Source organism: Woeseia oceani, from assembly GCF_001677435.1.
Taxonomy (GTDB): Bacteria; Pseudomonadota; Gammaproteobacteria; order Steroidobacterales; family Woeseiaceae; genus Woeseia; species Woeseia oceani.
The window spans coordinates 1,447,047-1,473,325 of record NZ_CP016268.1; the positions used below are offsets into that span (position 1 = coordinate 1,447,047).

A 26,279-nucleotide genomic window follows, 5' to 3' on the forward strand; every position below is an offset into this window, starting at 1 on the left:
GAATACCGGCATGCAGAATCAACTTAATCTTGAAGGTGTCGAAAAGCAGGCGCTGAAGGACTACACCGAAAAGGCGTACCTCAATTATTCGATGTACGTCATCCTGGATCGCGCGCTGCCACAAATTGGCGACGGACTGAAGCCGGTGCAGCGGCGCATCATATACGCAATGAGCGAACTCGGTTTGTCCGCTGGCTCGAAGCCGAAAAAATCGGCACGTACCGTCGGCGACGTGATTGGCAAGTTCCATCCGCACGGTGACTCCGCCTGCTACGAAGCGATGGTGCTCATGGCGCAGGAGTTTTCGTACCGCTATTCCATTATCGATGGTCAGGGTAACTGGGGTTCGACGGATGACCCCAAGTCATTCGCCGCAATGCGTTATACCGAATCGCGTTTGAAGCCCTACGCCAAGAGTTTGTTGGCTGAGCTTGCGCACGGCACAGTCGACTGGGTTCCGAATTTCGACGGCACGATGGATGAACCCGTCGTTTTGCCGGCTCGTTTGCCCAATCTGTTACTTAACGGCACTACCGGTATCGCTGTTGGGTTGTCGACGGATGTTCCGCCGCACAATCTTCGCGAGGTGGTCAGCGCCTGCGTGCACCTGATCGATAAGCCCAAAGCGACGGTTGCAGACTTGATGAAACACATCAAGGGCCCGGATTTCCCGACAGGCGGCGAACTGGTTTCTCCACACGATGATATTCGCGCCATCTACGAAACTGGCAACGGTACTTTGCGCTTGCGGGCTACCTACAAAGTTGAAGATGGCGACATCGTCATTACAGCATTGCCCTACCAGATCGCCGGCTCGAAGGTGCTGGAACAGATTGCCGCACAAATGCGCAACAAGAAACTGCCATTGGTTGAAGATCTGCGTGACGAGTCAGATCACGAAGACCCGATTCGTTTGGTCATTACACCGAAATCCAGAAAGGTTGATGTTGAAGAACTGATGTCTCATTTGTTCGCAACGACATCTCTCGAACGCACTGTTCGCGCCAACATGAATATCGTTGCGCTTGATGGCCGACCGCGCGCATTCAATTTGCACGGTTTATTGACTGAATGGCTGGCTTTTCGGCGTGACACTGTCACACGCCGCCTGAATCACCGTTTGCAGATCGTTGAAGATCGTCTGCACATACTTGATGGCTTGCTGACGGCCTACCTCAATATCGATGAAGTTATCGCGATCATTCGCCAGGAAGACAAGCCCAAGCCTGTGCTGATGGAGCGTTTCGGGTTATCCGAGATTCAGGCTGAAGCAATACTGAATCTGCGACTTCGTAACTTGGCCAAGCTTGAGGAAATGAAGATCCGTGGCGAACAGGATGAGCTCAGCGCCGAACGCAAGAAAATTGAAATGATTCTGAACAGTCCGGCACGGCTGAAGACTCTGATCAAGAATGAGTTGCTGGAAGATGCTGAGGCTTACGGTGATGCACGCCGCACCGTAATCGTCGAACGCGACACAGCCAAAGCTCTGGACGAAACTCAGTTGGTGGCAAGCGAGCCAGTAACAATCGTGTTGTCACAACGTGGCTGGGCACGCGCCGCCAAAGGTCACGAAGTGGATCCGTTTGCGCTGAGCTACAAATCCGGCGATGGTTTTCTTGCTGCGGCGCGCGGACGCAGCAATCAGTTGGCGATGTTTATCGACAGCAGTGGCCGGGTTTACAGTGCCAGTGCCCATACCTTGCCGTCAGCGCGCGGCCAGGGCGAGCCTTTGTCCGGGCGGTTCAACCCGCCGGACGGCGCTGGTTTCTGTGGCACTTTGATCGGCGAACCGAACGACAGGTGGGTACTGGCGAGCGATGCCGGGTACGGTTTTATAGCCAAACTGGATGACCTGGTGTCGCGCAACAAGGCTGGCAAGGCGGTATTGCGCGTGCCCTCCGGCGGGCGTGCTGTGGTTCCGGCCCCGGTGCCCGCGGATGCTGAATGCCTGATTGCTGCCGTCAGTTCTATCGGCCGCTTGTTGATCTTCGAGATGGACGACTTGCCGGAACTTGCGAAAGGCAAAGGCAACAAGTTGTTGAATATCCCGTCTAAAAAGTATCAGGCGGGTGAGGAACAGTTGGTGTCCGTTGCTGTTATTCCGGAAGAGGGCAATCTGCAGGTGCATACAGCCGCACGGACGATGACGCTGAAGTGGAATGACCTGGATGATTACTACGGCGAACGAGCCTTGCGAGGCAGTATGCTCCCGCAAGGCTGGCGCAAAGTAGAGAGATTGTCAGCCGATCAATAACCGCCGCTGGTTTCAGCCTGCGTTGCTCTTTCGATTGTGCACGGCCGTGTCCATATCCATGTCGATCTCCAGATCGAACTCGTCGTCGCCACGTTCTGGCAACAAGGCCGTCATTGAGTCGTCCAGGCCGGCTTCCTGCGCTGTCTCCGGACTGTCGTTGTCAGCCGTGCGGCGCGCGGGCATTTCGGCCGTAATTTCGGCCGTTCCTTCGAGGTCTTCAGCCATGGACACCGAATTCGGGTCTTCATTGAATTCGCTCAGGCGTGCTTGCAGTTCACGTGCAGCTTGTTCGATCTCGTTGTTGAGTATCTGTGTCGCGGTCAACTCGTCCTCGTAATCCTGTTCCAGAATACGGTGATCGAACTCTGTGGTCAGGTCGAGCGGGCCCGGTTTGACCTGGGTCGAGTTCACTGGCTCGACCTGAATGGCCTGCAGGTCCCGGGTTGTAGCTGAGGATTCAAACTTCTGTTTGGATACATCGACAACCATCGACATGTCGTAGCCGGTTTCCGAATACTCCATCGTATCCGTGGCGCTATTTTGCTTCTCCATGACATCAGTGGGCAGTTCGTCGTTGTTGGACTCGCTTTCACCGACCGTCAGGTCCAGTTCAGTGCCGTAGTCACCGGAAGCGGCGAAGTTGTAATCCAGCGCAACGTCAATATCGTCACTGCTGTCAAATCCTTTGCCGTCGCCCAGGTCTGCATCCAGTTGGTAGTCAGCCGATCTCGGTGTGGCGTCGGTAAGGCCAAGTTCGTCGTAGGCCGATTCTTCACCACGATCGCTGCTACGCCGGTTCAGCAACGATTCGTTGATCTGTGTTTCTTCCATGTCCGGAACGTGACCGAAACGTTCCCGCAAACGGCGACCAAAGAGTAGCAGTCCAAGGAACATACCTACGCCGGCAACGCCCAGCCAGACCAGCCAGGATTGAGCGGAGTCGTCAGCAGTCGTTACAGCGACAGGGGCTGGTATGGGTTGACGCTGAACAATCCGGGTATCCGGGATGCTCACTGTTGGCGCAACATTTTCCCGGGTATCTGCCACCGTCGGCGCGACGTTGGTTTGTGTTTCACTCACGGTCACTGCCGAGTCCGCTACGGGTGGTGTTTCGGCAGCGGCCGGAGTTGCGGCCAATGCTGGTTGGGCGGCAGTCGGTGTGTTACTTGCTTCTGGCAAACGTGTGGTGGCAGCCGCTGGTGGTGTTGCCGTGCCTTCAAGCACGCCGCGATAGGCTCTCGCTGTAGTCGGCTGCGTTGCCGCTGCTTGTACAGCCGGTACGCTTGGTGTTGCCACGTCTACAACGGACGTGGGGATAAGCAAGGTACTGCCGGCAATCAGGCGGTCGATATTGTTGTCCAGAAACGCTTCAGGGTTCGCCGCGTATATGGCGTCCACGGAGTCCCAAAGCCGAAGCTTGCGATTCTCGATGCGCGCCACGATACCCGACAGGGTGTCGCCGGGCTGCACGTTGTAGCGGTCGCCAGCAACGACGGCTGGTGCGCTGGTTCGTCTGGTCGCCGGTGCCGCCAGGCTTCGACGGGTCGCCGTCGCGGGGCGGATTGCCGGTGCAGGGGAGCTGCCGGCCGGATTCGAGGCGATCGGCCGAGCGTCAGCCGATGACTGTTCAACCGTGCTTGGCGGATTCAGCAGCAATACATATTCGCGGCTTAGTCGCGCGGTATACGGGCAGTCGATGGCGAGTTGCAGACTCATCATCGGTTCGCGCAATGCCGTATTGCCACGCAGAAGGATGCGCTGGCCATTCAACGAAACGATCGCACGGGTGATTTCAGGGACGCCGGCCATGGGAACGCCGGAGCGTAGATAAACGCATTGTTCGTTGATGCGTTCATTGGGCGCAAGTGCGTAGGCGATGCTTGCCCGTAGCGGCTGACCCAGCGCCGATTCCAGTTGAATCTCACCGAGCTCAACCGCCATGCCCGGACTGGCCAGTAATGCGCAAATACTGCTGGCGGTAAAGGTGGATACGACCGCGGATCTGGCGGGGAATCGTTTCGCCTTGGCAGCTGACTTGCTGGTTTGGCTTTGCGCTTTTTTCACGGGCGGACTCCGTACTTTCTGGGTTCTCTGTTTCGCCCGTCAGGGGACGGACGAATCGCTCAAACACTGTGGCTTATTGATCCGCAGTCTAACCGTGTATTTTTTGTAGGAATATCGACCCGGTCAAAGTTTGGAATGCGCCGGATAGCCTGAGTATCGTCACGGAGAGTCAACTGTGAGCCAGTTCACAGTTTGACCGCGCCAGACAGCCTGTCGGGTTGCCGGCCCCCGGCCGGAATCAGCCGTTAATCAATGCATCGTAACTCTTGGCTGCAACTCGTGGAGCCTCGGCAAGCACCACTTCAGGCTCATGCACATAATGGCCCTGCATGAAATGTACGCCCAGCTGGAACAAAACTGCCATGGCATTGGCGTTTTCCACACGTTCTGCGATGGTGAGAATGCGTCGTTCCTCGGCGGCTGCAGCGAGCCGGCGCACGTTTTCCTGCATTTCGGTATCGCTGGTCAGAGAATGCATCAGTTCGCCGTCAATCTTTATGAAGTCCGGTTTGAGCAGGTCGAGAATTTGTACTCGGTTGCGCTCTATTCCGCAGTGCGCCAGTGCGAACCCGATGCCAGCAGCACGGATATCGCTCGCAAGTGTTTGCGCCAGCTTTATATGCAGTGCTGCATCGCGTTCAGAAATTTGCAGGCAAATGCGGTTTGCCGGCAGATCCCGCTTGCCCAGTTCTTGCGTGACCCACTCCGCGAGCGACGGATCTTTAAGCGACTGCCGCGAAAGACGAATAAAAACTCGTTCTGCTTTTTCTTCCAGGCAGAAATCCATAGACGCGGTAATGATCCAGCGATCAATGGTTTTCATCAGGTTGTTTCGTTCTGCGGCCGGCAGGAATTCGGACGGTAATACCGAGTTGCCTTGTTCATCCAGCATCCGCACGAGCATATCGAACATCGGGCCTGCTTCACTGCGCAACCCGGCTATTGGCAGGTGTGCAACGCGAAAGCGGTTTTCCATGAGAGCTGATCGAATGTGTTTCACCCAGATCGCGTCGAAACGCCGCAGGCGAGTATCCTCGTTGTCGGTATCACTTAGGCAGACCCTGTTGCCGCCTGCGCTGCGACCTTCGCGCTTTGCGGTAATCACCGCGGCAATCTGTTCCTCAAGCGAGTTAAAGATCCCGCTAATCGCACAAATACCCACTGTACAGGTGAGGTGAATAGTCTGATTTGCAATGTCAAACGGAAATTCCCGAATGTAATCGACGAGTTGCTGACCCCATGCCTGTGCGTCCTGTTCACTGCCGCGCTCCAGCAAAACCATTAACATCGTGCCTTCAAAGCGACCGGCAAAGTCGCGTGGATGCAGCCGCAGCCGAATTTGTTCCGCGAGCTGCGCAAGTATGTCCTCGGAAGCAAGGATGCCTACGTCATTTTGAACGGTTGAAAAATGATCGGGCTGAATACAAGCCAGCACATACATACCAGACGAGGGCTTGTTTGCGCTGCGTTTTTGCATGCGCTCCAGAAATTGCTGGCGGTGATAGAAAAGGGTGGTTGGATCGCGTTGTAGCGCGTCGTGAACCAGCTTCGTGGGTTCTTCGACTGCAGCAGGTCGCTGCGCAATTTCGATTTGCACGTGCGGGCCGTCTTCGAATTCCACCAACTGGAAGCACAGCGCAAGTTTGGTTGATTCACCATTGGCAGTGTGTGCTTTGACATCGAGCTGATCTTCGGCCGGCCACTTGCCTTTCATCGTTGCTACAAGAGCGCCCTTGATGGCCGCATGACTCTCCGCTTCAAAGCTGTCCATCAGTGGCAGCCCGGCCACGTCGTCTTCATTCGCAGCTTTAAACAGTTCGACCCAGGCACTGTTCACACTGGTAATGATGCCGTCCTGTGCGTAGGCGATCGCACTTTCCGAGCGCTCCATATACTGGTGCAACTGACGCTTGTATTCGTTGGCAGCGTTGACGGTCGAATTCAGGGCTCTCTCCAGCCGCAATGCACGCAGCTCCCGCTCCATGATTGCCAACCAGCGCGTCCGGTGATTCGTTGAAACGAGGTCGCGCGCACCGTCTTTCATCGCGGCCTGGATGGCGGCTTCATCCGGTTCCGCCTGTACGGCAATAACCGGAAGCTCAGGGTGGTAGCTGTCTTTCTGACGGACAACCTGGCGCACCTCGTCCGGATAGCTGTCCTGGAAAAGGATGATGAGTTCCGTCTTGTTCTCGCTCAGTATCTTGTCGAGTTGGCTGGGGTCAGCTGCCCATTCGCAGTGGGCGGCATGGCCTGAGCTGCGCAATGTAACATTGACGCACTCAACGTCTTCCTGGTTGCGTGTCAGTACAGCAACGGAAATGCCGTGATTCTGGTTCAAAATTCAGTCCTGCCGGCGACAAGCGAATCTTGCCCGGCCAGATTAATTAAAATAGGGGTCGCTTCAATTGCTCCGGGGGCAGAGTAGCCCCTAGGAGCCGCTTGATTCCGTGATGGCCATCAAGTTCTGCGACGCGGATCACGATCTACTATGTGAATCAGTCGCTTATTGGGTGCCGATCGAGGGCTCAGGGCTCCCCACAGGCTTGGTTTCGCCGCCAATGCGGAACGGGTATCATACGGCCGGCCGCGACACTGTGATTGCGGCCACATTTTTTGGCGTACCAGGCGCCGACCCGCAAGGGGCCGGTGAAAAGAGCACATGGCAAGCTATAGCACCAGCGAATTTCGCTCAGGACTGCGTTTCATTATGGACAATGATCCTTGCATCATTGTTGAGAACGAGTTCGTCAAGCCGGGCAAGGGGCAAGCGTTCAATCGCGTTCGTATCAAGAACCTCAAGACCGGCAAGACCGTCGACAAGACCTTCAAGTCCGGTGACAGCGTCGAAGCCGCTGATGTTGTCGATACCGAAATGCAGTACCTCTACAACGACGGTGAATTCTGGCACTTCATGGTGCCGGATACATTCGAGCAACACGCCGCCGACGAAAAAGCGGTTGCAGACGCGAAGGCCTGGCTCAAAGAGCAGGACATGTGCCAGATCACGCTATGGAATAACGTGCCGCTTATCGTGATGCCGCCCAATTTTGTCGAACTGGAAATTGTCGAAACGGATCCGGGCGTGCGCGGTGATACGGCCAGCGGCGGCGTGAAGCCCGCGAAGCTGTCGACCGGGGCGGTGGTACGAGTACCGTTGTTCGTTGAACAGGGTGAAGTGATTCGGGTCGATACCCGCTCTGGCGACTACGTTTCGCGCGTCAAATAAACGTCGTTTGCGCGCGGCTTTCCAGCAGCGCGCAATAGTCTCGGCACAGTCGTTCGATACCCGCCTGATCTTCGCTGCTGAAGCGCGACAAGTGCGGGCTATCGATGTCGAGAACTCCAACCACGGTGTCGTTGATCACCAGCGGCACGACCAGTTCCGAGCGTGATGCGGAGTCGCAGGCAATGTGGCCTGGAAATTCGTCCACGTTCTCAATTCGCAGCGAGCGTCGTTCGCTTACGGCTGTTCCGCAAACACCTTTCCCTACGGGTATCCGCGCGCAGGCTGGTTTGCCTTGAAACGGACCCAGCACGAGATCAGTGCCCCGTACGACGTACGTACCCAGCCAGTTGATGGCTGGCAATGCCTGCCAAAGCAGGGCAACGAAATTTGCAGTGTTCGCAAGTGCGTCGGGTTCATCGGCAGTCAGCGCATCAAGTTGCCGAGAGAGTAGAGGATAGTCTGTGTCGGTCATGTTGGTACTTTCACCGCGGTGATGGATTGAACCTGACGCAGTTCCTTTGCGCCGGAATTGACCATGACCAAGCGGTCAAAGCCGATTGCGACGCCGCAGCAGGCGGGCAATCCGGAGCGTAGCGCAGCCAGAAAGTCCCGGTCCAGCGGTCTTATCGGTTTGTTCGTCCGGGCGCGCAGTTCCTGGTCGCTGGCGCAGCGAGATTCCTGTTCCTCTGCGTCGCTCAGCTCGTAGTAACCGTTGGCCAATTCCAGTTCGCCGAAGAATATTTCGAAGCGGTCGGCAGTGTTCGGATCACCCGGGCAAAGTCTTGCCAACGCACTCTGCGATGCCGGGTAATGGTGGAGGACAGTCAGCTTCTCCCGGTCAAAGCGTGTAGCAACCCGGTGCGTTAACAACAGGTCCAGCCAGGCGTCGCGGTCATCACCCAGCGCGCGCCGGAGGTGATCATCGGCATCGGCGGCAACTCGCAGTTCGTCCAGCGTGCTGCCATGTGGGTCTATCCCGGCGTAGCGCTGAAAAGCATCAGCGTATGACAGGTAATTCGCGTCATCCAGACTTGTGTGTTGATCCAGTACGCGCGCGATGAAAGCGACCGTATGCTGCATCATTTCCTCAAAGGCTATTTCACGCCGATACCATTCCACCATGGTGAACTCGGGTTGGTGCCTTGGGCCAACTTCGCCGTCGCGAAATACTTTGCCGATCTGGTAGATGTCCGGCCAGCCGGCTGCCAGCAGGCGCTTCATCGCGAACTCAGGTGAGGTGTGCAGGAAATAGGGCTGATCACCTCCTGCCTGCACCAGTGCGCGGATACTCTCAATTTGCGGGTCGCTGACGGCCGCGGCAGAGAGCGCGGGCGTCTCTACTTCAAGAACGCCGTGTTCGGCGAAAAATGCCCGCGCCGACCCCAGCATTCTTGCCCGGCACCGGGCTGTTTCGAGCGACGCTGTTGGCCGCCAGTCCGGCAAGGATTTAGTCTCGTCGTTCACCGGGCTTTCGCATTGAATGTGGCGAGTTCTTCGCCCATTCGCACCGGTCTGCCCTGATGCAGTGAATCACGCAGCGTGACCGTGCGCGGCAGCAGAAGAATTACTGTAGAGCCCATGTTAAACCAGCCCAGCAAGCCTCCCTTCGCGACGCTTCGCTTAGTCGGGCTGCCGCCAAGATCGAGTTGTTCGATCATGCCTTTGCGACGCGGACGGATTTCGCCAGTCCACGGAGTACTGATTGAGCCAACGTTCATGGCGCCAACGAATACGACAACAAACGGACCCATGTCCGATTCAAAATGGCAAATCAATCGTTCGTTGCGCGCGAATAAGCCAGGCAGGTGCGATACGGTAGCCTGATTGACACTGAACAAGTCGCCGGGAACGTAGCGCGCCGCTGTCAGCTGGCCGGCAAATGGGGCGTGCACCCGATGGTAGTTATGCGGCGCAAGGTAGATGGTTGCAAATTTGCCATTGTTGTAATGGTTTGCATCGTTCAGGTCTGTGGCAAGCAAGTCCCGCAATGTGTAGTAGTGGCCCTTCGCCTGAAACAGTCGTCCATGTGAAATTTTGCCAGCCTCGCTGATCGTGCCATCCACAGGGCAAGCCAGGACATCGGTTCCATCGGCAATGGGCCGCGCATCGGCTTTCAGTTCGCGAATGAAGAACTTGTTAAACGAAGCGTAACCGTCCGGAACCGGGGCGTCGGCTTCCTGAGTATCCACTTTGAACAGTCGGACAAAGCCGCGGATCAGCAGATTCTTGACGGCGGTATTCCGGACACGCGTTAGCCGATAGACCATCGCGGTGATGCCGAATCGCGGCAGCAGGTATTGCAGGTAGACGAACAACCGCGCTGTTATGTTACTCAATGTATGTCCTCGTGCATGGGCGGTGGTGCGTTGCGGGCGAAAAACTCGACGGGAGCGATAACGGCGTCGTGCTGACTGAGGTTGAACGTCAATGTGTCCACTGTGCCGGCGGTGACGGGTTCATGGGGCTGCATTAACATGAGATGAACACCACCTGGCTCCAGTTCAAGGGTTTCGCCCGCTCGTATCTCAATATTCTCCATAGCGCGCATACGCGCATGCCCGTCTTGCATCACGGTTTCGTGAATCTCTGCGTTCGCGAACAGTTTGCTGTGCACGCTCTCGATACGAATATCTTGCCCCGTGTTGTTGTGCACAGTGAGGTAAGCGACAGCCATACCGCTGGTGCCGACAGGTGCAAAGCCATACGTATGGGTTATGACCAGCCCGTCTGGAGCAGGACTGCAGGCGCTCAGTGCCGCACAGCACAGCGCAATGGCTATTCGTCCTGTCATTTTCGGGAAATCAGGATGGCGAGGTCGTTGACGAACGCGTCCACTGAATGCGGCGCCGAAAACAGCGCTGACAGTTCGGCAGCCGGATTCGTCAGCAGGACAGCGGTCGAATGGTCAACCACGTAGCTTGTGTCGCTTGTATTGGCCTTCTGGAAGTGTATGCCAAGATCGCTGGTCAGTTTCTGCAGTTCATCGATCTCGCCGCTAACGCCCGTAACGTGATCGCCGAATATGTGTACGTAATCTGCCAGAACGTCCGCGGTATCGCGCTCCGGGTCGACACTGATCAGGACGATTTCCGGCAAGGGATCGACGCCGTTTTCGGCCAGGCGCTGGCGCGCGATCGACAGCTGTTGCAGGGTGGCCGGGCAAATATCGGGGCAATGCGTGAAGCCGAAAAACAGCAGTGTCCAGTTGCCGGCGAGTCGCTGATTGCCAAATGGCTGGCCGCGGTCGTCAAGCAGTTCGAACGGCGGCAGCGCGCGCGAGTCCGGCAGTACGGTCGCATCCTGCAATGTCTGCGGCTGCACCGCTTTGCTCAGGAAGTAGCCGCCGCCGGCCAGACCCAGCACAATGAAAGTGCCAGCGATTATGTAGCGCATAGGTGTCATCAATGCAGGTCGTCAGAAGGTATTGAGAGGCGGAGTTTAATGGATCCGGAGGCGACTTTCAGAACCCCGCGCAGGCCCGCTGATGTGTGGCCGGGTAAGCGCATTTGAATTGCGCGCGTGGTAGATTGCAACGCCAGCAGACAGGGCCCTACGTGCCGGAAGTGCAATCAGACATGCCGAACATGCCGACCAACAACACCTCGCCATCACTGACGGTGGCTGCAATGATCGACGTTGTTGCAGAGCAGTTCGCGGCCGCCGAACTGACCTACGGGCATGGCACGGATAACCCCGTTGACGAAGCCGCGTGGCTGGTGTTTTCAACCTTGCAGCTCGATTTCGCATCGGCCGACTCCAGCTATCAGCGATTGCTCAATGCAGCCGAATGCAGCGCAGTGCTTGCGCTCGCTGAGCGCCGGGTCTCGGAGCGGATGCCACTGGCGTACCTGTTACGCAGCGCCTGGTTTGCGGGGCACGAATTCTACGTCGACGAGCGGGTACTCGTCCCGCGCTCGCCGCTGGCGGAACTCATACATGAACGGTTTGCACCATGGCTGGATCCGGACCGGGTTCGCCGTGCCGTCGATCTGGGGACCGGCAGTGGCTGCATTGCAATTGCCATAGCTCATGAGTTTCCGGATGCCAAGGTCGACGCCGTGGATATATCCGCCGATGCCCTGGCTGTTGCTGCCATCAATGTCGAGCGGCACGCGCTCGGTGAGCGGGTGCGTCTCGTCCAATCATCGTTCTTTGACGAGCTCGAAGGCGAGTACGAGCTGATAGTCAGCAATCCGCCCTATGTTGATGAAGAAGATATGGATTCCCTGGCGCCGGAGTTCACCCACGAGCCGGCTTTAGGGTTGAGCGCCGGGGCTGACGGTCTGGATTCGGTGACAGTGATACTGCATGATGCGTGCCGCTTTCTCGCACCTGACGGCGTGCTGGTCGTTGAGGTAGGTAACAGTCAGGAAGCGTTGGAGAATCGCTTTCCAAAGGTACCGTTTGTCTGGCTCGAATTTGCCTACGGCGGGCAGGGTGTATTCCTGCTGACGCGGGAAGATCTGGACAGGCATGGCGAAGAATTCAGTCGAGCCGCTGAGGTGAAATAGAGATGCCCGGAAATACATTTGGACGCATGTTTACGGTGACCACCTTTGGTGAAAGTCACGGGCTGGCACTGGGGTGCGTGGTTGACGGTTGCCCGCCGGGCATGGCTTTGTCGGAAGATGACATCCAGGCTGACCTCGAGCGACGCCGGCCCGGCAAGTCTCGGCATACCACGCAACGCCGCGAACCGGACAAGGTCAAGATTCTGTCCGGGGTATTTGAAGGCCTGACCACCGGTACGCCGATCGGGCTTTTGATCGAGAACACGGATCAGCGGTCGCACGACTACGGCGATATCAAGGACAAGTTCCGACCGGGCCATGCGGACTACACTTATCACCAGAAGTACGGCATCCGCGACTACCGGGGTGGTGGCCGTTCATCCGCCCGCGAGACGACCATGCGGGTCGCCGCCGGGGCTATCGCTCGGAAGTACCTGGCGGAACGCCTAGGCGTCAGAATTCAGGGCTATCTCGCGCAGTTGGGCCCGATCCAGCTGGCGGCCGAGAACCTCGATATCGTCGACGAGAACCCGTTCTTTTGTGCCGATGCCGGCAAACTTGCGGAGCTTGAAGCCTACATGGACGAGCTGCGGGCAGCGGGCGATTCGATCGGCGCTAAGATCAGCATACTCGCCCAGGGTGCCCCGGTCGGTCTGGGCGAGCCCGTCTTTGACAAGCTCGAGGCCGATCTCGCGCACGGTCTGATGAGTATCAATGCCGTGAAGGGCGTGGAACTGGGCGCAGGCTTTGCGGCTGTCAGCCAGAAAGGCAGCCAGCATCGCGATGAAATTTCTCCGGACGGGTTCAAAAAGAATGACGCGGGCGGTACCCTTGGCGGGATATCGTCCGGTCAGGACATACTCGCAAGCATTGCGTTGAAACCAACGTCCAGTATTTCGGTTGCCGGCCAGACAGTAGACAAAAAAGGGCAGGCATCTGAGATCGTGACGAAGGGTCGCCACGATCCGTGCGTCGGCTTGCGGGCAACGCCCATCGCTGAGGCGATGGTTGCTTTGGTACTTATGGATCACTACCTCAGACATCGTGCCCAGAATGCCGACGTAGTTGCCGGTACCCCGATCATTCCTGCGAGCATTCGCTAAACGTCAGTATGTGACGGATCAGCGACTCGCAACAGACCAGTCAAACAGAAGGAAGTAACAGGAATTATGTCAGAGCCATTCGAAATCGCCGTTGTTGGTGCCACAGGTGCTGTCGGCGAGGCAATGTTGCAGGTGTTGTCGCAGCGCAAGTTCCCCGCCCGCAAGGTACATGCACTGGCCAGTGCACGTTCCGTTGGCAAGGAAGTGTCCTTCGGCAACCGCAAACTGATTGTCGAGGATCTGGCTGATTTCGACTTCTCGAAAGTCAAAATCGCTTTGTTTTCAGCGGGTGGGTCCGTGTCTGCGGAACACGCACCGCGCGCGGCTGCGGCCGGTTGTGTCGTCGTCGACAATACATCGCATTTTCGTCGCGACGACGACATTCCGCTGGTGGTTCCCGAGGTCAACGAGGACAAGATTGCCGACTATAAGACGCGCGGCATCATCGCCAACCCGAATTGCTCTACTATTCAGATGCTTGTAGCACTAAAGCCGATTCATGATGCGGCTAAGATTACCCGCATTAATGTCGCGACCTACCAGGCCGTGTCGGGCGCTGGCCGCAGTGCCGTCGAAGAGTTGGCACGGCAGGCGACTCAGTTGCTGAACGGGCGTCCGCTGGAGCTAAAAGGCGCAGCCAAGCAAATCGCGTTCAATGCCGTTCCGCACATTGACGAGTTCCAGGACAATCGTTACACCCGGGAAGAAATGAAAATGGTCTGGGAGACCCGCAAGATTCTCGGTGATGAGAGTATTGCTGTGAACCCGACTGCGGTACGTATTCCGGTGTTCTACGGACATTCAGAGGCCATCCATCTCGAAACGGAAAGGAAGATCAGCGCCGAAGAAGTGTGCGAATTGATGCGTGCTGCACCGGGGGTTGAGCTGCGGGATGGCTGTGAATTGGGAGCATATCCGACCGCCGTCACAGACAGTTCGGGCAATGATCCGGTATACGTAGGCCGGGTGCGTGAAGATATCAGTCATCCGCGTGGCATTAATCTGTGGGTTGTGGCTGACAATATTCGTAAGGGCGCGGCTCTAAATAGCGTCCAAATAGCTGAAATATTGGCGAAAAAGTATTTATAAGCTATAGTTCACCAGCGAATTGGGGTGAGCGTCCGAAAACCAAAAAACGAGGCTCCCGAGCGTGCACATCGGGCAAATATTCTGGGAGCCGGAGAAATTTATTATGTCACGACGACTTAATCGTTCATGGATCTTGCTTGTCTGTTTATTGACGAGCGAGGTCTGGGCCCTCGGCCTCGGTGACATACGATTAAATTCAGCGCTCAATGAACCGCTTCGGGCAGAGATACAGCTGCTGTCCGCGACGCCGGAAGAGTTGCAGAACCTCAAGATCAACCTGGCCTCTGCGGAGGCCTTTGAACGTTACGGTATCGATCGGCCGTTGTATCTGTCGCGACTGGTTTTCAGCGTGCAGCAGAATGCCTCGGGCCATGTCGTCCGGGTTACCTCCAATGATCCGGTAACCGAACCTTTCGTGACTTTCCTGGTGGAAGCCGAGTGGTCTCAGGGTCGCCTGCTGCGTGAATACACCGTGCTGCTTGATCCGCCCACGTTTGCACCACCACCAGCGACAGCGAGTACAGAAACGGTTTCGGCCCCGCGCCAGGCGGCTCAAACCGATCGTGGTCGCATTGATCGTCCGGCCACACCAACGCCGCGGCAGTCAACCGCATCGTCAGCTGCCCGGTCTGACCAAAATGACAGTTTCGCCACCACGGCAGGTGGGGACTATCAGGTACGTCGTGGCGATACCTTGTGGCGCATTGCCGAGCAAGTACGTACGGACAATCGTCTGAGCATGAACCAGACGATGCTGGCGATTTACCAAGCCAATCCCGATGCTTTCGCGGGCAATATAAATGTGTTGCGTGCGAATGCCCGATTGCGGATTCCCAGCGCCGACGAAATTTTCCGTATCAGCCGCGGCAACGCACTCAGCGAAATACAGCGCCAGAATCAGGCCTGGGACGGTGACGCGACAAGCGCCGCACCGCAAACAACACTGACACTGGTACCACCGGATGGCGAGCAGCGTCCGTACCAGGGCGCGACCAGTGGCAGCGATGCGGCGACCGGCGCCGCAAACGCGGCTGCCCAGCAACGAATTCGCCAACTTGAGGAGCGGGTAAGTCAGCAGGAGTCTTTGCTGAATGTGCGCGACAATGAGCTTGCCGAGCTGCGCTCAGAATTGACCCGGCTGCGCGAAGAACGCGCGGCGGCTGCCAATGCCAGCGACATGACCGAGCCGGCAGTTGAGCCGGAGGCTGCCCCTGAAGATCCTGCGGCAGAAATCTTTGTGGACGATGCGGAGGTGGCGGATTCGGCCACCGACCAGCCGGCAATCGAGAGTGAACCCGCAGAGGTTGCGGAACCGGCAGCGCCGCCAGCACCGCGTGTCAGCACGATCAGTCGCCAGGAGCCGGGGCTGGTCGATAAAATCATCGGTGCATTGACCGGTATATGGGGCATGATCGGCGCCGCATTGCTGATCGTCCTGGGTATTTTGGTCTGGTTCGCACGCCGCGCCAGTGGCGGTAGTGACGACGCAGATTCCACCGGTGTCTGGGATGCGCTGGACGCTGAAGATGAAGTCGACAGCGAGTCGCTGGCGTCTACGGAGCGACTGCGTGCCATGGCCCGTGACGACGACAGTTCGATCGTCGTGGTGGAGCAGCAAGGCGGTGATACTATCGCCGGCGAACCGACAGGCGACACGGTTGAATCGCCAGGATTGCATGAGACAGCCGACCCGGCTGCACCGGTATCACTTGAAGACACGTTCTCCAGCGAAACTGCAATTAATCTTGATCAGTCGGATCCGGTTGCCGAAGCCGATTTCCACATGGCCTACGGTCTGTACGATCAGGCCGCCGATCTGATTAACGGTGCGCTGGCTGTTGAGCCGCAGCGTACCGATCTGCTGGCCAAGTTGAGCGAGATCTATTTCGTCTGGGGCAACAGGGACGGTTTCGTCGACGCCGCGACCCGTCTGGATGCGGCGCTGGGTGACGGCGATCGTGGTGTCTGGGACAAGATCGTCATTATGGGGCAGCAGATTGCCTCCGATCACGACATGTTCTCGAACGCGAGTACTGCGGGCGCTACTCGCGAAGTTGATTTGGATTTCGAGTCCAGCGGCGATGACGATGCAGCGCTCGACATAGATTTCGCCGGCGGTGGCCCTGACGGCGCATTCAGTGATGTCATCGATCTGGGCGACGGCGATAGCGATCAAGACGATGGCCTGTTTGGCTCGTCGTCTGACGACGACAACGCGCTGGACTTCAGTTTTGACGATGAAGTTGATACGGGTGCATCGATAACTCAGGCGATGCCTGAGGGTGACGATGATGCGACCGTGGAATCGCCGACGCTTGAATCGCCGACCGTTGAACAAACCGCCATTCGTGACGAAGCGGACAGCACCGATGGTACTTCACGGCTGCCGTCTCTTGCGGGTCTCGATGACCTCGATCTTGGCAGTCCTTCTGGCGATGCGACCGCTGAAATTGATTTGGATGACCTTGGTCTGGATCTGGATGGGCTCACCGATGATTTCGGTGACGATGATGCGACGGGTAACCGGCTGGTCGACGACGAGCTTATAGAGACCGGCAGCAATCCAATGCTCGATATTGGCGAAGAGACGGGTACCGATATCGATGTCACTGTCGAGAACAATCTGCTGGATGCTACGGGTGAGACCCAGGTATTGCCGGACGATTTCGCCATCGAAACGTCAACCAATATCGCGGCACAACTTGACGACGATGATGCAACGATGTTGGCGCCCGGTATGAGCTCAGCTGACGAACCCGACTTTGACTTTGCCAAGACAGAGGCTTTGCCGTCGGATTCTTTCGATGACTCATCGCTGGATGCGACGACCGAATCACCGGGCTTGGCTGGCAGCACGGATATGGACCTGGATCTTGATGATCTGACCGCGGCGCTGAAGCTGAGCGAAGCGGGCGATACCGTCGAGCAGTTGCGCGATGATGCGACAGTCGAGCAACCGCGAATTGGCGGTAGCGATTTCGATGCAGATATCGACTTTGATCTGGGCCTGGGTGGCGACGATCCGACCCAGGCACTGGGGCCGGACGACGTATCGGACGAATTGCAGGAAGCGCGCACGATGACGGAGGTCGGTACCAAACTTGATTTGGCCCGGGCCTATGTCGATATGGGTGATCCAAGCGGCGCGCGCAATATTCTTGACGAAGTGCTGGAAGAAGGCGACGAGTCACAACGTCAGCAGGCACAGCAGTTGCTGGACTCGTTACCCAGCTAGCCGCAGGGCAGACACAACGACGCCAGGTCTTGCGTATACGCATGCCTGGCGTTTTTTTTTGGCAAAGCGCAGAACATAAGGTCTGCGACACTGTTAGCACTAACTAGCTCAGGGTATTCCGATCTTGCGTATCGCGATGGGTATTGAGTACGACGGAACAGCCTATAACGGCTGGCAACGTCAACGTACCGGTCTGGGCGTTCAGGAGCTTGTCGAAAAGGCCTTGAGCAAGGTTGCCAATGAAGCTATTGAGACGACCTGCGCGGGCCGAACTGATACTGGCGTGCATGCGACCGGGCAGGTTGTGCATTTTGATACCTCCGCCGAGCGTGAAAGTCGTGGCTGGTTGCTGGGAGCCAACAGCAGTCTGCCGAACGATGTCAACGTTGTCTGGGTACAAGCCGTTAGCGACGATTTTCACGCACGCTACACAGCGACCGGGCGACGTTACCGATACCTCATCCTGAATCGTTTGGTCCGTTCGTCATTGTTCCGCCACCGGGCCTGGTGGGTATACCGTCCGCTGGATGTGGCGCGGATGTCGGCGGCGGCCTTGCAGCTCATCGGGGAACACGATTTTTCGGCCTTTCGGGCTGCCGGATGTCAGGCGCGGACGGCGGTTCGGGAAGTTAGCAGTTTGCGTATTCATCGCCACTCGGACTGGCTTATGATCGACATTGCGGCCAATGCCTTTTTGCAGCACATGGTTCGAAATATCAGTGGGTTACTGGTCGAAATAGGCACGGGCGATCGTGATCCGGCCTGGGCGACCGAGGTGCTGGAGAGCAGGGACAGGACCTGTGGCGGTGTAGCGGCGCCAGCGCACGGTTTGAGCCTGGTCGGTGTTGAGTACCCGGCTGAATTCGGTCTGCCGGTACCGCCAACCCCTGTGCTGTTTCCAGGTGCCGATTAGCTTGTCGAGCTGGACCCTTATTTTATTTGTTAGAAACACTGCAAACGGAATTCTCCCTTGACGTTCAATTCGTTTATGATGCGAAGCCATGAGCTGGTTTGAAAAATTAATGCCGTCCCGGATCAGTACCGAGAAGCGTACTCGCTCGGTGCCGCAGGGTATCTGGATCAAATGTCCGCAATGCGACGCTCAGTTGTACCGTACTGAGCTCGAACGCAATCTCATGGTGTGTCCGAAGTGTGAATACCACATGCGTATCGGCGCACGTGACCGGCTGGAATATTTTCTGGATCCGGACTCGCTGAAAGAAATCGGTGGAAATCTTGAGCCGATGGACCCGTTGAAGTTCCGGGATAGCAAAAAGTACCGGGACCGTCTCAGCCAGGCACAAAAGAAAACGGGCGAAAAAGACGCTCTGATCGCCGCAAGTGGCACCTTGTTTGATCAGCCTGTTGTTGCGTGTGCATTTGAATTCAGTTTCATGGGTGGCTCCATGGGCTCGGTTGTCGGTGAGCGATTCAGTCGCGCAGCGCGGGTCGCAATGGACAGCAATGCACCGTTAATCTGTTTCTCGGCCAGTGGCGGCGCGCGCATGCAAGAAGCACTGTTTTCGCTGCTGCAGATGGCGAAGACCTCCGCGGCGCTGACGATGCTGGGAGAAAAGGGCGTTCCGTTCATTTCGGTCTTGACCGACCCGACTACGGGTGGTGTCTCGGCGAGTCTCGCTATGCTTGGCGATATCAACATCGCAGAGCCAAAAGCACTGATTGGCTTTGCCGGTGCACGGGTGATCGAGCAGACAGTGCGGCAAACATTGCCGGAGGGTTTCCAGCGCAGTGAATTTCTCCTCGATCATGGTGCGCTCGATATGATCATGGATCGACGCGTGATGCGGGTTGAAATCGCTGACTTGCTGGCCAAGCTGCAAAACCGACCGAATCCCGTCACCTGATTCACCTGTTTGCCGTCAGGTCGTCGTTTGTGCCGACCCGTATCCCCAGTTGAAGCCGCGGCATGCCAAACTCACAAGACACCGCACCCGTCACTGACTCGCTGGCCGTTTGGTTGCGCTGGCTTGAGACTTTGTCGGCCCATGAGATCGAGCTGGGGCTCGAGCGCGTACAAACCGTATTGCAACGGCTCGATTTGCCGCGACCGAGGCGTGTCCTGCACGTTGCTGGTACCAACGGCAAAGGTTCCACCGTCGCGATGCTTGAAGCCCTCTATCTACAGCGTGGTGATTCCGTCGCCTGTTACACGTCACCGCATGTCGTACGCTACAACGAAAGGATGCGTATTCAGGGTCAGGTGCTCGAGGATGCCGAGATTGTTGCCAGTCTGCGTCGCGTTGAAGCTGTGCGGGACGGTATTCCCCTGACGTATTTCGAATTCGGTACATTGGCGGCTTTCGTCGCATTTGCGCTGCGTCGCGCCGATGTGTGGGTGCTGGAAATCGGTCTCGGCGGCAGGCTCGACGCTGTGAATGCTCTGGATCCGGATGCTGCGGTGATCACTAATATTTCACTCGACCATTGCGACTGGCTGGGGCCGGATACCGAATCCATTGCCCGCGAGAAGGCCGGTGTAATGCGCCGCGGTATTCCTGTCGTGTATGCCGCCGCACAACCGCCGGCGGCCATTGTCCGTATCGCTGAAGAATTGGCAGCCCGGCTGTACGTTGCGGGTCGTGACTACGAAGTGTCGGCGGAGGGGGGCAGCTGGAGTTATTCCGGCGCAGAGTTCAGCTTCACAGGTCTGCGCAAGCCTGGGCTGCATGGCCGCTTTCAAATCGACAACGCGGCTGGTGCGTTGACACTGTATACCCTGCTCGAAGGCGTCATCGATCCCGCAACGGTTGACCGCGCGTTTGCTCGCTTGCGTTTGCAAGGACGAATGCAGCGTATCGATACAACAAGGCATTGGCTGCTTGACGTTGCTCACAACCCGGGTGCGGCGCAAGTGCTGGCGGCGACGCTGCGCGAGGAATACCCGGGTCGGCGGCTGATTTTTGTCATGGGAGTCCTTGCGGATAAAGACCTGGCCGGGATTCTGCAACCGGTTGTGGCGCTGGCCGATGCGTGGATCGCGGTAACCCCCGCAAATCCACGTGCGCTGCCAGCGTCAGCGCTGGCAGCGCGAATTGCCAATGTCGCCAACATACCCTGTCGGATCGCGAATTCGGTTGCAGAGGGCCTAGGCATCGCCGAACGCATCGCTGGCGATGACGACCTGGTGGTGGTAACCGGCTCGTTCTTTACCGTCGGTCCAGCAACCGAGGTCCTCGTGCCCGCTGCCTGATGCTGGGCTATACTCGCGACCATCGCAAACCGGGAAATGTTGACGCAGCAATGGATCGAGCACTGAAAGAACGCGTATTAGGCGCAATCGTACTGGTGGTTTTTATCGTGCTGGTAGTCCCGGTATTCCTGGACGGCCCGGTCGACGATGCTGAAGTCGTTAGTGAAACAGTTTTGCTGCCAGGCCAAAACGGTGTAAGCGGTCAGGAGCGAAAGCGCCAGACCATTGTGCTCGAGCGCGATCGTAATGAGCCTGTGCCGGGCGCAGTGTCCAATGTGCCGGACATGGCTGCTGAGGAGCCGTCGACGAGCGCCGCAGAACCGGTTGCCACTGCAACGCCAGCGGTTGAGCCGCCGCCGAAGAAGTTGCCGGCAACGGTTGTCGATGAGCCTCAGCCTTCCCGTGAGGAAGCCCCGGCGCCGGTTGTCGAGACGCAGAGCAGTGCGCCGGAACCAGCGGCGCAATCCAGCACCGGTATGTGGGCGGTGCAACTTGGAAGCTTCTCCAACAAAGCGAACGCAGAACGGCTGGCGGCATCGCTGCGCAGCCAGGGGTATGCCGCTTTCCTGAGTCAGCTCAGTAGCTCCGGCACGCAGTTGCACAGGGTGCGCATTGGCCCGCAGAAAGACCGCGAGAGCGCAGAGGCGGTCGCGAAACGGCTGGCCGCCGAAGGCCAGAATGGTCAGGTCGTGCCGCATCCATGAGGCACGGAAATCGAACGTCCCACGCTCGGACCGTTCTGCTAGAATCGTCGCCAGTTCGCCCCTGACTGTGCCACTCCTCGCCCAAAGTGCTCATACCTGATGCCTGTAGCCGACATAGTTATCGCCGTCGCCGTTGTAATCTCGATCGTCGTTGGTTTTGCCCGTGGCTTCGTCAAGGAAGCCATTTCCGTCGCGTCACTACTGGTCGCTATCTGGGCCGCATTCAACATAGGGCCGCATGCCGCAACATTGAGCGCAGACTGGCTGAGTTCCAGTGCGATGCAGCTCTGGTTCGGTCGCGCCCTGATTTTTATCGTCGTCTTGGCAGTCGGTGGCCTGGTCGGGTGGGGCGTCGCGAAACTGGTGCGCTTGTCCGTGCTCAGCGGCATGGACCGGATGTTGGGAATGGGCTTTGGATTTTGCCGGGGCGTGGTGCTGGTCGCGGTGTTCATCATTGGCGGACAATATGCCAGTTTTGATCAGGACAACTGGTGGCGCGAATCCCGTTTTATTCCTTACGCGAGCCAGGTATCAGACTGGCTGCGGGTAATGGCGCCGAAAGGCATGGAATTGTTGCAACAACAGCCCGGGCTACAGCAATCGTTGCCCATGGATTTGTCACAAACACTGACCAGAGAGAGGCCTGAGTAACGGCTATGTGCGGAATTGTAGGAATGGTCGCTGCTCGGCCGGTAAATCAAAGTATCTATGATGCACTGACAGTCTTGCAGCACCGGGGGCAGGATGCTGCCGGTATTGCAACCTCCGGGCCCGATGGCTTGCGGGTACGCAAGAGCAATGGTCTGGTCAGGGATGTCTTCCACCAGCGGCACATGCTGCACCTGACCGGCAATGTCGGCATGGGGCACGTCCGCTACCCGACAGCCGGCGGGGCACACACTGCGGAAGCGCAGCCGTTTTATGTGAATTCACCGTACGGCATCTGCCTGGCTCACAATGGCAATTTGACCAACTACAAAGAACTTGCCGATTTATTGACCCGAGAGGATCGGCGGCACCTCAATACTGGCTCTGATTCAGAAGTCTTGCTGAATGTATTTGCTCACGAGTTGCAGGGGCGGACAACCGGACGTGCCACGCCCGATCAGATATTTGATGCAGTTGCCGCGGTGCATGAGCGATGTTCGGGTGGCTATGCGGTTGTGGCGATGATCATTGGTCACGGTATCGTTGCGTTTCGCGACCCGAATGGTATCCGGCCACTGGTTATCGGCAAGCGCGAAACCGACAAAGGAACTGAATACATGGTCGCCTCCGAAAGTGTGGCGTTCGATATTCTGTCATTCGAGCGCGTACGCGATGTGCGTCCGGGCGAGGCCGTTTACATTGAGGAGGGCGGCGTACTGCACAGTCGCGAGTACTCGGGCGAGGTGCATCACACCCCGTGTATTTTCGAATTTGTGTACTTTGCCCGGCCGGACTCAATCATCGACGAGCTGTCTGTGTACAAGGCACGTTTGCGCATGGGCGAGCAGCTTGCCGGTCAGATTGTCCGCGAATGGCCGGATCACGACATAGACGTTGTGATTCCTATTCCTGACACGAGCCGGACGGCGGCCGTGCAGGTCGCGCATCACCTGGGCGCAAAGTACCGCGAAGGGTTTATCAAGAACCGTTACGTGGGCCGCACGTTCATCATGCCCGGGCAGGCTGAGCGGACTCAGTCTGTGCGCCGCAAGCTGAACGCAATCGATCTCGAATTCCGCGGCAAGAACGTGCTGTTGGTTGACGACTCAATTGTCCGTGGCACCACATCGGGACAAATAATTCGCATGGCGCGAGACGCGGGCGCGCGCAAAGTGTACTTCGCTTCCGCCGCGCCACCGGTGCGTTACCCGAATGTCTACGGCATTGACATGCCGGCGGCGAGTGAGTTGATCGCGAATGGCCGTAGCGATCAGGAAATTTGTGATCTCATCGGCGCCGACCGTTTGATCTACCAGAATCTGGATGGCCTGATACGTTCCGTTCGGCACGACAACTCGGCAATCACTGAGTTCGATACCTCGTGTTTCTCGGGAGAGTACGTTACGGGAGATGTCAGTCCCGAATACCTGCGCGCGCTGGAAGCGCAACGCAGCGATACCGCGAAATCCCATGCCGCCGCCGCGTTGATGGCGGGCGCCGGCAACCCCGGCGACGGCACTTCGACGCCTGGGACTACCGACACCGCCGTCGGGATGTAATTGCACCGATCCGCCGATTGGCGAGGCATCTCGCGATGTTCGGCGCCAAACTGCGGAGCGTCGCCCGCATCTGGTCATTTTCGTGGATAATTGGCAGGCATGAACACCCGCATCATGATTATTGACTGCCAGCCTGAGTTCCGGACCTTGCTGATGCACCACGTCAACACCCATTTGCCGAGTGCAAGCATTTCGGAGTTTGATCCCGTTGCCAGTGGCCGCTTGCCCGTCAATTTTTCCGGCGCTGGCAATGACCTCGTCATCGTCGGTGACCGGCAAGGTGATTGCGATGGGCTGGATCTGCTGCGGCAGTTCAAGGCGATACGGAATTTTCCACCGGTACTTTACCTGACGAAAACCGGTTCGGGAGGTCGTGCTGCGGCTTTGGCTGCCGGTGCGGACGCCGTTATGGATCGAGACAACATACGCCATGATGCATTTATCGTTGCGCTCAGCGATCTGTTGCGTTCGCGACAGCGTTCCGCATCGACCTCATCACTGTTCGTCGGCGACCTGCGTACCGGCATCAATCCATTGATTAAAGGCTACCAACTGCAGCGCCGACTGGCGGCCAGCGCACACTCCGGTGTTTACCTGGCGAGAAAAGAGAGCTCACAACAAGACGTAGTTCTAAAGGTATTGCGGCATGACCCGGATGGCGAAGACGGTCTTGGCGCGTTCGATCGTTTCTTGCAGGAATACGAACTGATTGCCGATATCCGGCACCCGAATATCGTGCGTATTTTCGATCTTGGTGTGAGTGACGATCATGCGCATATAGCGATGGAGTACGTTGCTGGCGGTGACCTGAAGGCCAGGATCGAAGCTGGCCTGAGCGTCACCGAAGCCGTCGACTTCGCCCGGCAAATAGCCAGTGCTCTCGAGCAAATTCACAAAGTCGGTATACTCCACCGCGACTTGAAACCCGGCAATATCATGTTACGGGGAGACGGCAGCCTTGCGCTGATCGATTTTGGCCTGGCCAAGCAAATGCGACTGCAGCAGGAAATCACGGACAGCGGCGAGATATTCGGCACCCCGTATTACATGAGTCCGGAGCAGGGGCGTGGCAAAGAGGTTGATCACCGCAGCGACATATACAGCCTTGGCGTGATCTTTTATGAAATGTTGACCGGCCAGAAGCCGTTTCGTGCAAGTAATGCGATGGGCATTATCTTCAAACACAGTGAAGCGCCTATCCCGTTGTTGCCGCCAAGACTCGCGGAATTCCAGGCGGTCCTCAATATGATGCTCGCCAAGAAACCGGCTGATCGATTGCAAAGCGCGGCAGAGGTTGCAGAATGGTTGTAGACAACCTGGTGCCGGAAAACATCAGCGACTTTCTGCAAGTGGCAACGCCTGTGGCATGGTTGGAAGAGGCTGGCGAGCGATTGCCCGAGCTGTTGCTGGATCACGCCAACTGCGAACTGAAAGCCGCATCGAGTGCGCTTGGCATCGTGTACCGCTACCCGGAACGTGACAAATTGGTCTGGCGTATGTCGCGACTGGCGCGCGAGGAGTTGCGGCATTTCGAACAAGTGCGGCAACTGCTGGCTGACAGGAACATTGCGTACGCACGTTTATCGGCGTCACGTTATGCAGGCACGCTGCACGAATGCGTACGTCGCGAAGAGCCCTTGCGGTTGCTGGATACGCTGATCGTCGGCGCGTTGATTGAAGCACGTTCCTGCGAACGCTTTGCCGCGTTGATACCTCGATTGCCGGATGACATCGCGCGCTTTTATCGCGGACTACTTGCCTCTGAGGCAAGGCACTTCGAACAATACCTCGGATTTGCTCGCGAGGAATGTGACGTGTCGGAAGCCGATTTGTCAGCCAGAATTGACGAACTGCGTGCGTTGGAAAATGGGATTGTCTGCGAGCCGGATACGTTGTTCCGTTTTCACAGTGGCGTACCCGGCGCGACTAACGGCTAGTCGGATCTCGGTATCGCGCTGAGCACAGGGCCAGCGTCGTCCCAGCGCACAACGCTGCCTTGTTCGTACCAGTCACCGAGCACAATTCGTGTCGCGGCTTGTTCGTCGAGGTGTATGGCGTGTACGGCGGGCCGATGGGTATGGCCGTGCAACATCAACTGCACACCGTGATGCTGCATGACATCCCTGATGGCCTGTGGATTCACGTCAGAAATCTTTTCGTCAAGTTCCCCGCTGTGCATGCTGCTGTCAGCACGTGCCTGCGCAGCAAACGCGAGTCGTTCGTCAAGAGACTTTTGTAACATCATTGCCTGCCAGGCCGGATCGCGGGTCATGCGGCGTACGGCTTGATACTGGTGGTCATCGGTGCAGTAAGCATCACCGTGACTCAGCAGAACGTCCTTGCCGTGTATCGTTTGTACAAGTGGGTCGGCGAGCAGGATCAGGCCGGTTTCTTCAGCGAAACGATCGCCGATCATGAAATCGCGGTTACCGTGCATGAAGTACACAGGGACGCCGTGCTCGACCAAGGCGCGCAGTTGTTGTTTGGTTTGCGCGTAATGCGGATTGGGGTCGTCGTCGCCAACCCACGATTCAAACAAATCGCCCAGAATGTAGAGTGCGTCCGCACTGCGCGCGTCAGTTACCAGAAAGCGTTCGAATTGCGCGGAAATTTCCGGTCGGGCAGCGTCGATATGCAGGTCGGATACGAACAGGGTAGTCACTGGCTCGGTC

Annotated in this window: 22 protein-coding genes; 14 read left to right on the forward strand and 8 right to left on the reverse strand. The window is 57.4% G+C overall.

The features are described from left to right. The first annotated feature begins 10 nt into the window (after nucleotides 1-10). Nucleotides 11-2,257, forward strand: coding sequence for a DNA topoisomerase IV subunit A (parC, locus tag BA177_RS06380; RefSeq protein ID WP_068614350.1), 2,247 nt, complete (start codon nucleotides 11-13; stop codon nucleotides 2,255-2,257). Between the two features lie 12 nt (nucleotides 2,258-2,269). On the opposite strand, the gene BA177_RS06385 is transcribed toward parC, so the two are convergent. Further along, nucleotides 2,270-4,321 (reverse strand): type IV pilus assembly protein FimV, encoded by a 2,052-nt coding sequence (locus BA177_RS06385; protein ID WP_156762723.1) that lies wholly within the window; start codon nucleotides 4,319-4,321, stop codon nucleotides 2,270-2,272. A 238-nt stretch (nucleotides 4,322-4,559) separates the two neighbouring features. Beyond that, on the reverse strand, nucleotides 4,560-6,659 hold the full coding sequence (locus BA177_RS06395) for an EAL domain-containing protein (protein WP_068614359.1): 2,100 nt from the start codon (nucleotides 6,657-6,659) through the stop codon (nucleotides 4,560-4,562). 321 nt (nucleotides 6,660-6,980) lie between these two features. Here BA177_RS06395 and efp point away from each other — a divergent pair, with 321 nt between their 5' ends. Then, nucleotides 6,981-7,547, forward strand: a complete 567-nt coding sequence (efp, locus tag BA177_RS06400; protein ID WP_068614362.1) for an elongation factor P — start codon at nucleotides 6,981-6,983, stop codon at nucleotides 7,545-7,547. On the opposite strand, the gene BA177_RS06405 is transcribed toward efp, so the two are convergent. The 5 genes from BA177_RS06405 to BA177_RS06425 are packed head-to-tail and all read right to left on the reverse strand — an operon-like array spanning nucleotide 7,540 to nucleotide 10,940. Continuing rightward, on the reverse strand, nucleotides 7,540-8,019 hold the full coding sequence (locus BA177_RS06405) for a GAF domain-containing protein (protein WP_068614364.1): 480 nt from the start codon (nucleotides 8,017-8,019) through the stop codon (nucleotides 7,540-7,542). The two genes, efp and BA177_RS06405, sit on opposite strands and share 8 nt — an antisense overlap. Further along, a complete protein-coding gene (epmA, locus tag BA177_RS06410) occupies nucleotides 8,016-9,011 on the reverse strand; it encodes an EF-P lysine aminoacylase EpmA (protein ID WP_330385153.1) in 996 nt (331 codons plus the stop codon). Before epmA ends, BA177_RS06405 begins: the two co-directional genes overlap by 4 nt. Beyond that, entirely contained in the window at nucleotides 9,008-9,883 is an 876-nt protein-coding gene (asd, locus tag BA177_RS06415; protein ID WP_068614372.1) for an archaetidylserine decarboxylase, read from the reverse strand. Before asd ends, epmA begins: the two co-directional genes overlap by 4 nt. Further along, nucleotides 9,880-10,338 (reverse strand): copper chaperone PCu(A)C, encoded by a 459-nt coding sequence (locus BA177_RS06420; RefSeq protein WP_082989915.1) that lies wholly within the window; start codon nucleotides 10,336-10,338, stop codon nucleotides 9,880-9,882. Before BA177_RS06420 ends, asd begins: the two co-directional genes overlap by 4 nt. After that, on the reverse strand, nucleotides 10,335-10,940 hold the full coding sequence (locus BA177_RS06425) for an SCO family protein (RefSeq protein WP_068614377.1): 606 nt from the start codon (nucleotides 10,938-10,940) through the stop codon (nucleotides 10,335-10,337). Before BA177_RS06425 ends, BA177_RS06420 begins: the two co-directional genes overlap by 4 nt. A gap of 191 nt (nucleotides 10,941-11,131) precedes the next feature. Here BA177_RS06425 and prmB point away from each other — a divergent pair, with 191 nt between their 5' ends. From prmB to miaE, 12 genes are all read left to right on the forward strand, one after another. Next, complete coding sequence (gene prmB / locus BA177_RS06430) at nucleotides 11,132-12,058, forward strand: 50S ribosomal protein L3 N(5)-glutamine methyltransferase (RefSeq protein ID WP_068619003.1); 927 nt, start codon at nucleotides 11,132-11,134, stop codon at nucleotides 12,056-12,058. Between the two features lie 2 nt (nucleotides 12,059-12,060). Beyond that, nucleotides 12,061-13,161 carry a chorismate synthase gene (gene aroC / locus BA177_RS06435; protein ID WP_068614381.1) on the forward strand — a complete coding sequence of 367 codons (1,101 nt, stop codon included), beginning with the start codon at nucleotides 12,061-12,063 and terminating at the stop codon, nucleotides 13,159-13,161. Nucleotides 13,162-13,227: 66 nt separating this feature from the next. Beyond that, on the forward strand, nucleotides 13,228-14,250 hold the full coding sequence (locus BA177_RS06440; RefSeq protein ID WP_068614384.1) for an aspartate-semialdehyde dehydrogenase: 1,023 nt from the start codon (nucleotides 13,228-13,230) through the stop codon (nucleotides 14,248-14,250). Nucleotides 14,251-14,353: 103 nt separating this feature from the next. Then, nucleotides 14,354-17,485: a FimV/HubP family polar landmark protein gene (locus BA177_RS06445; protein WP_082989917.1), complete on the forward strand. Its 3,132-nt coding sequence runs from the start codon at nucleotides 14,354-14,356 to the stop codon at nucleotides 17,483-17,485. Nucleotides 17,486-17,606: 121 nt separating this feature from the next. After that, nucleotides 17,607-18,398: a tRNA pseudouridine(38-40) synthase TruA gene (gene truA, locus BA177_RS06450; RefSeq protein WP_408068432.1), complete on the forward strand. Its 792-nt coding sequence runs from the start codon at nucleotides 17,607-17,609 to the stop codon at nucleotides 18,396-18,398. An 88-nt stretch (nucleotides 18,399-18,486) separates the two neighbouring features. Next, a complete protein-coding gene (gene accD / locus BA177_RS06455) occupies nucleotides 18,487-19,350 on the forward strand; it encodes an acetyl-CoA carboxylase, carboxyltransferase subunit beta (protein ID WP_068614391.1) in 864 nt (287 codons plus the stop codon). Nucleotides 19,351-19,412: 62 nt separating this feature from the next. After that, nucleotides 19,413-20,696: a bifunctional folylpolyglutamate synthase/dihydrofolate synthase gene (locus tag BA177_RS06460; protein WP_068614394.1), complete on the forward strand. Its 1,284-nt coding sequence runs from the start codon at nucleotides 19,413-19,415 to the stop codon at nucleotides 20,694-20,696. Nucleotides 20,697-20,746: 50 nt separating this feature from the next. After that, nucleotides 20,747-21,400, forward strand: a complete 654-nt coding sequence (locus BA177_RS06465) for an SPOR domain-containing protein (protein ID WP_197493364.1) — start codon at nucleotides 20,747-20,749, stop codon at nucleotides 21,398-21,400. 99 nt (nucleotides 21,401-21,499) lie between these two features. After that, a complete protein-coding gene (locus BA177_RS06470) occupies nucleotides 21,500-22,051 on the forward strand; it encodes a CvpA family protein (protein ID WP_068614398.1) in 552 nt (183 codons plus the stop codon). 5 nt (nucleotides 22,052-22,056) lie between these two features. After that, nucleotides 22,057-23,607 (forward strand): amidophosphoribosyltransferase, encoded by a 1,551-nt coding sequence (gene purF, locus BA177_RS06475; protein WP_082989918.1) that lies wholly within the window; start codon nucleotides 22,057-22,059, stop codon nucleotides 23,605-23,607. A 99-nt stretch (nucleotides 23,608-23,706) separates the two neighbouring features. Continuing rightward, entirely contained in the window at nucleotides 23,707-24,918 is a 1,212-nt protein-coding gene (locus BA177_RS06480) for a serine/threonine protein kinase (RefSeq protein WP_068614403.1), read from the forward strand. Continuing rightward, nucleotides 24,909-25,544: a tRNA-(ms[2]io[6]A)-hydroxylase gene (gene miaE / locus BA177_RS06485; protein WP_068614406.1), complete on the forward strand. Its 636-nt coding sequence runs from the start codon at nucleotides 24,909-24,911 to the stop codon at nucleotides 25,542-25,544. The genes BA177_RS06480 and miaE overlap by 10 nt, the downstream gene beginning before the upstream one ends. On the opposite strand, the gene BA177_RS06490 is transcribed toward miaE, so the two are convergent. After that, on the reverse strand, nucleotides 25,541-26,269 hold the full coding sequence (locus tag BA177_RS06490; RefSeq protein ID WP_068614409.1) for a UDP-2,3-diacylglucosamine diphosphatase: 729 nt from the start codon (nucleotides 26,267-26,269) through the stop codon (nucleotides 25,541-25,543). The genes miaE and BA177_RS06490 overlap by 4 nt on opposite strands. Nucleotides 26,270-26,279 lie beyond the last annotated feature (10 nt).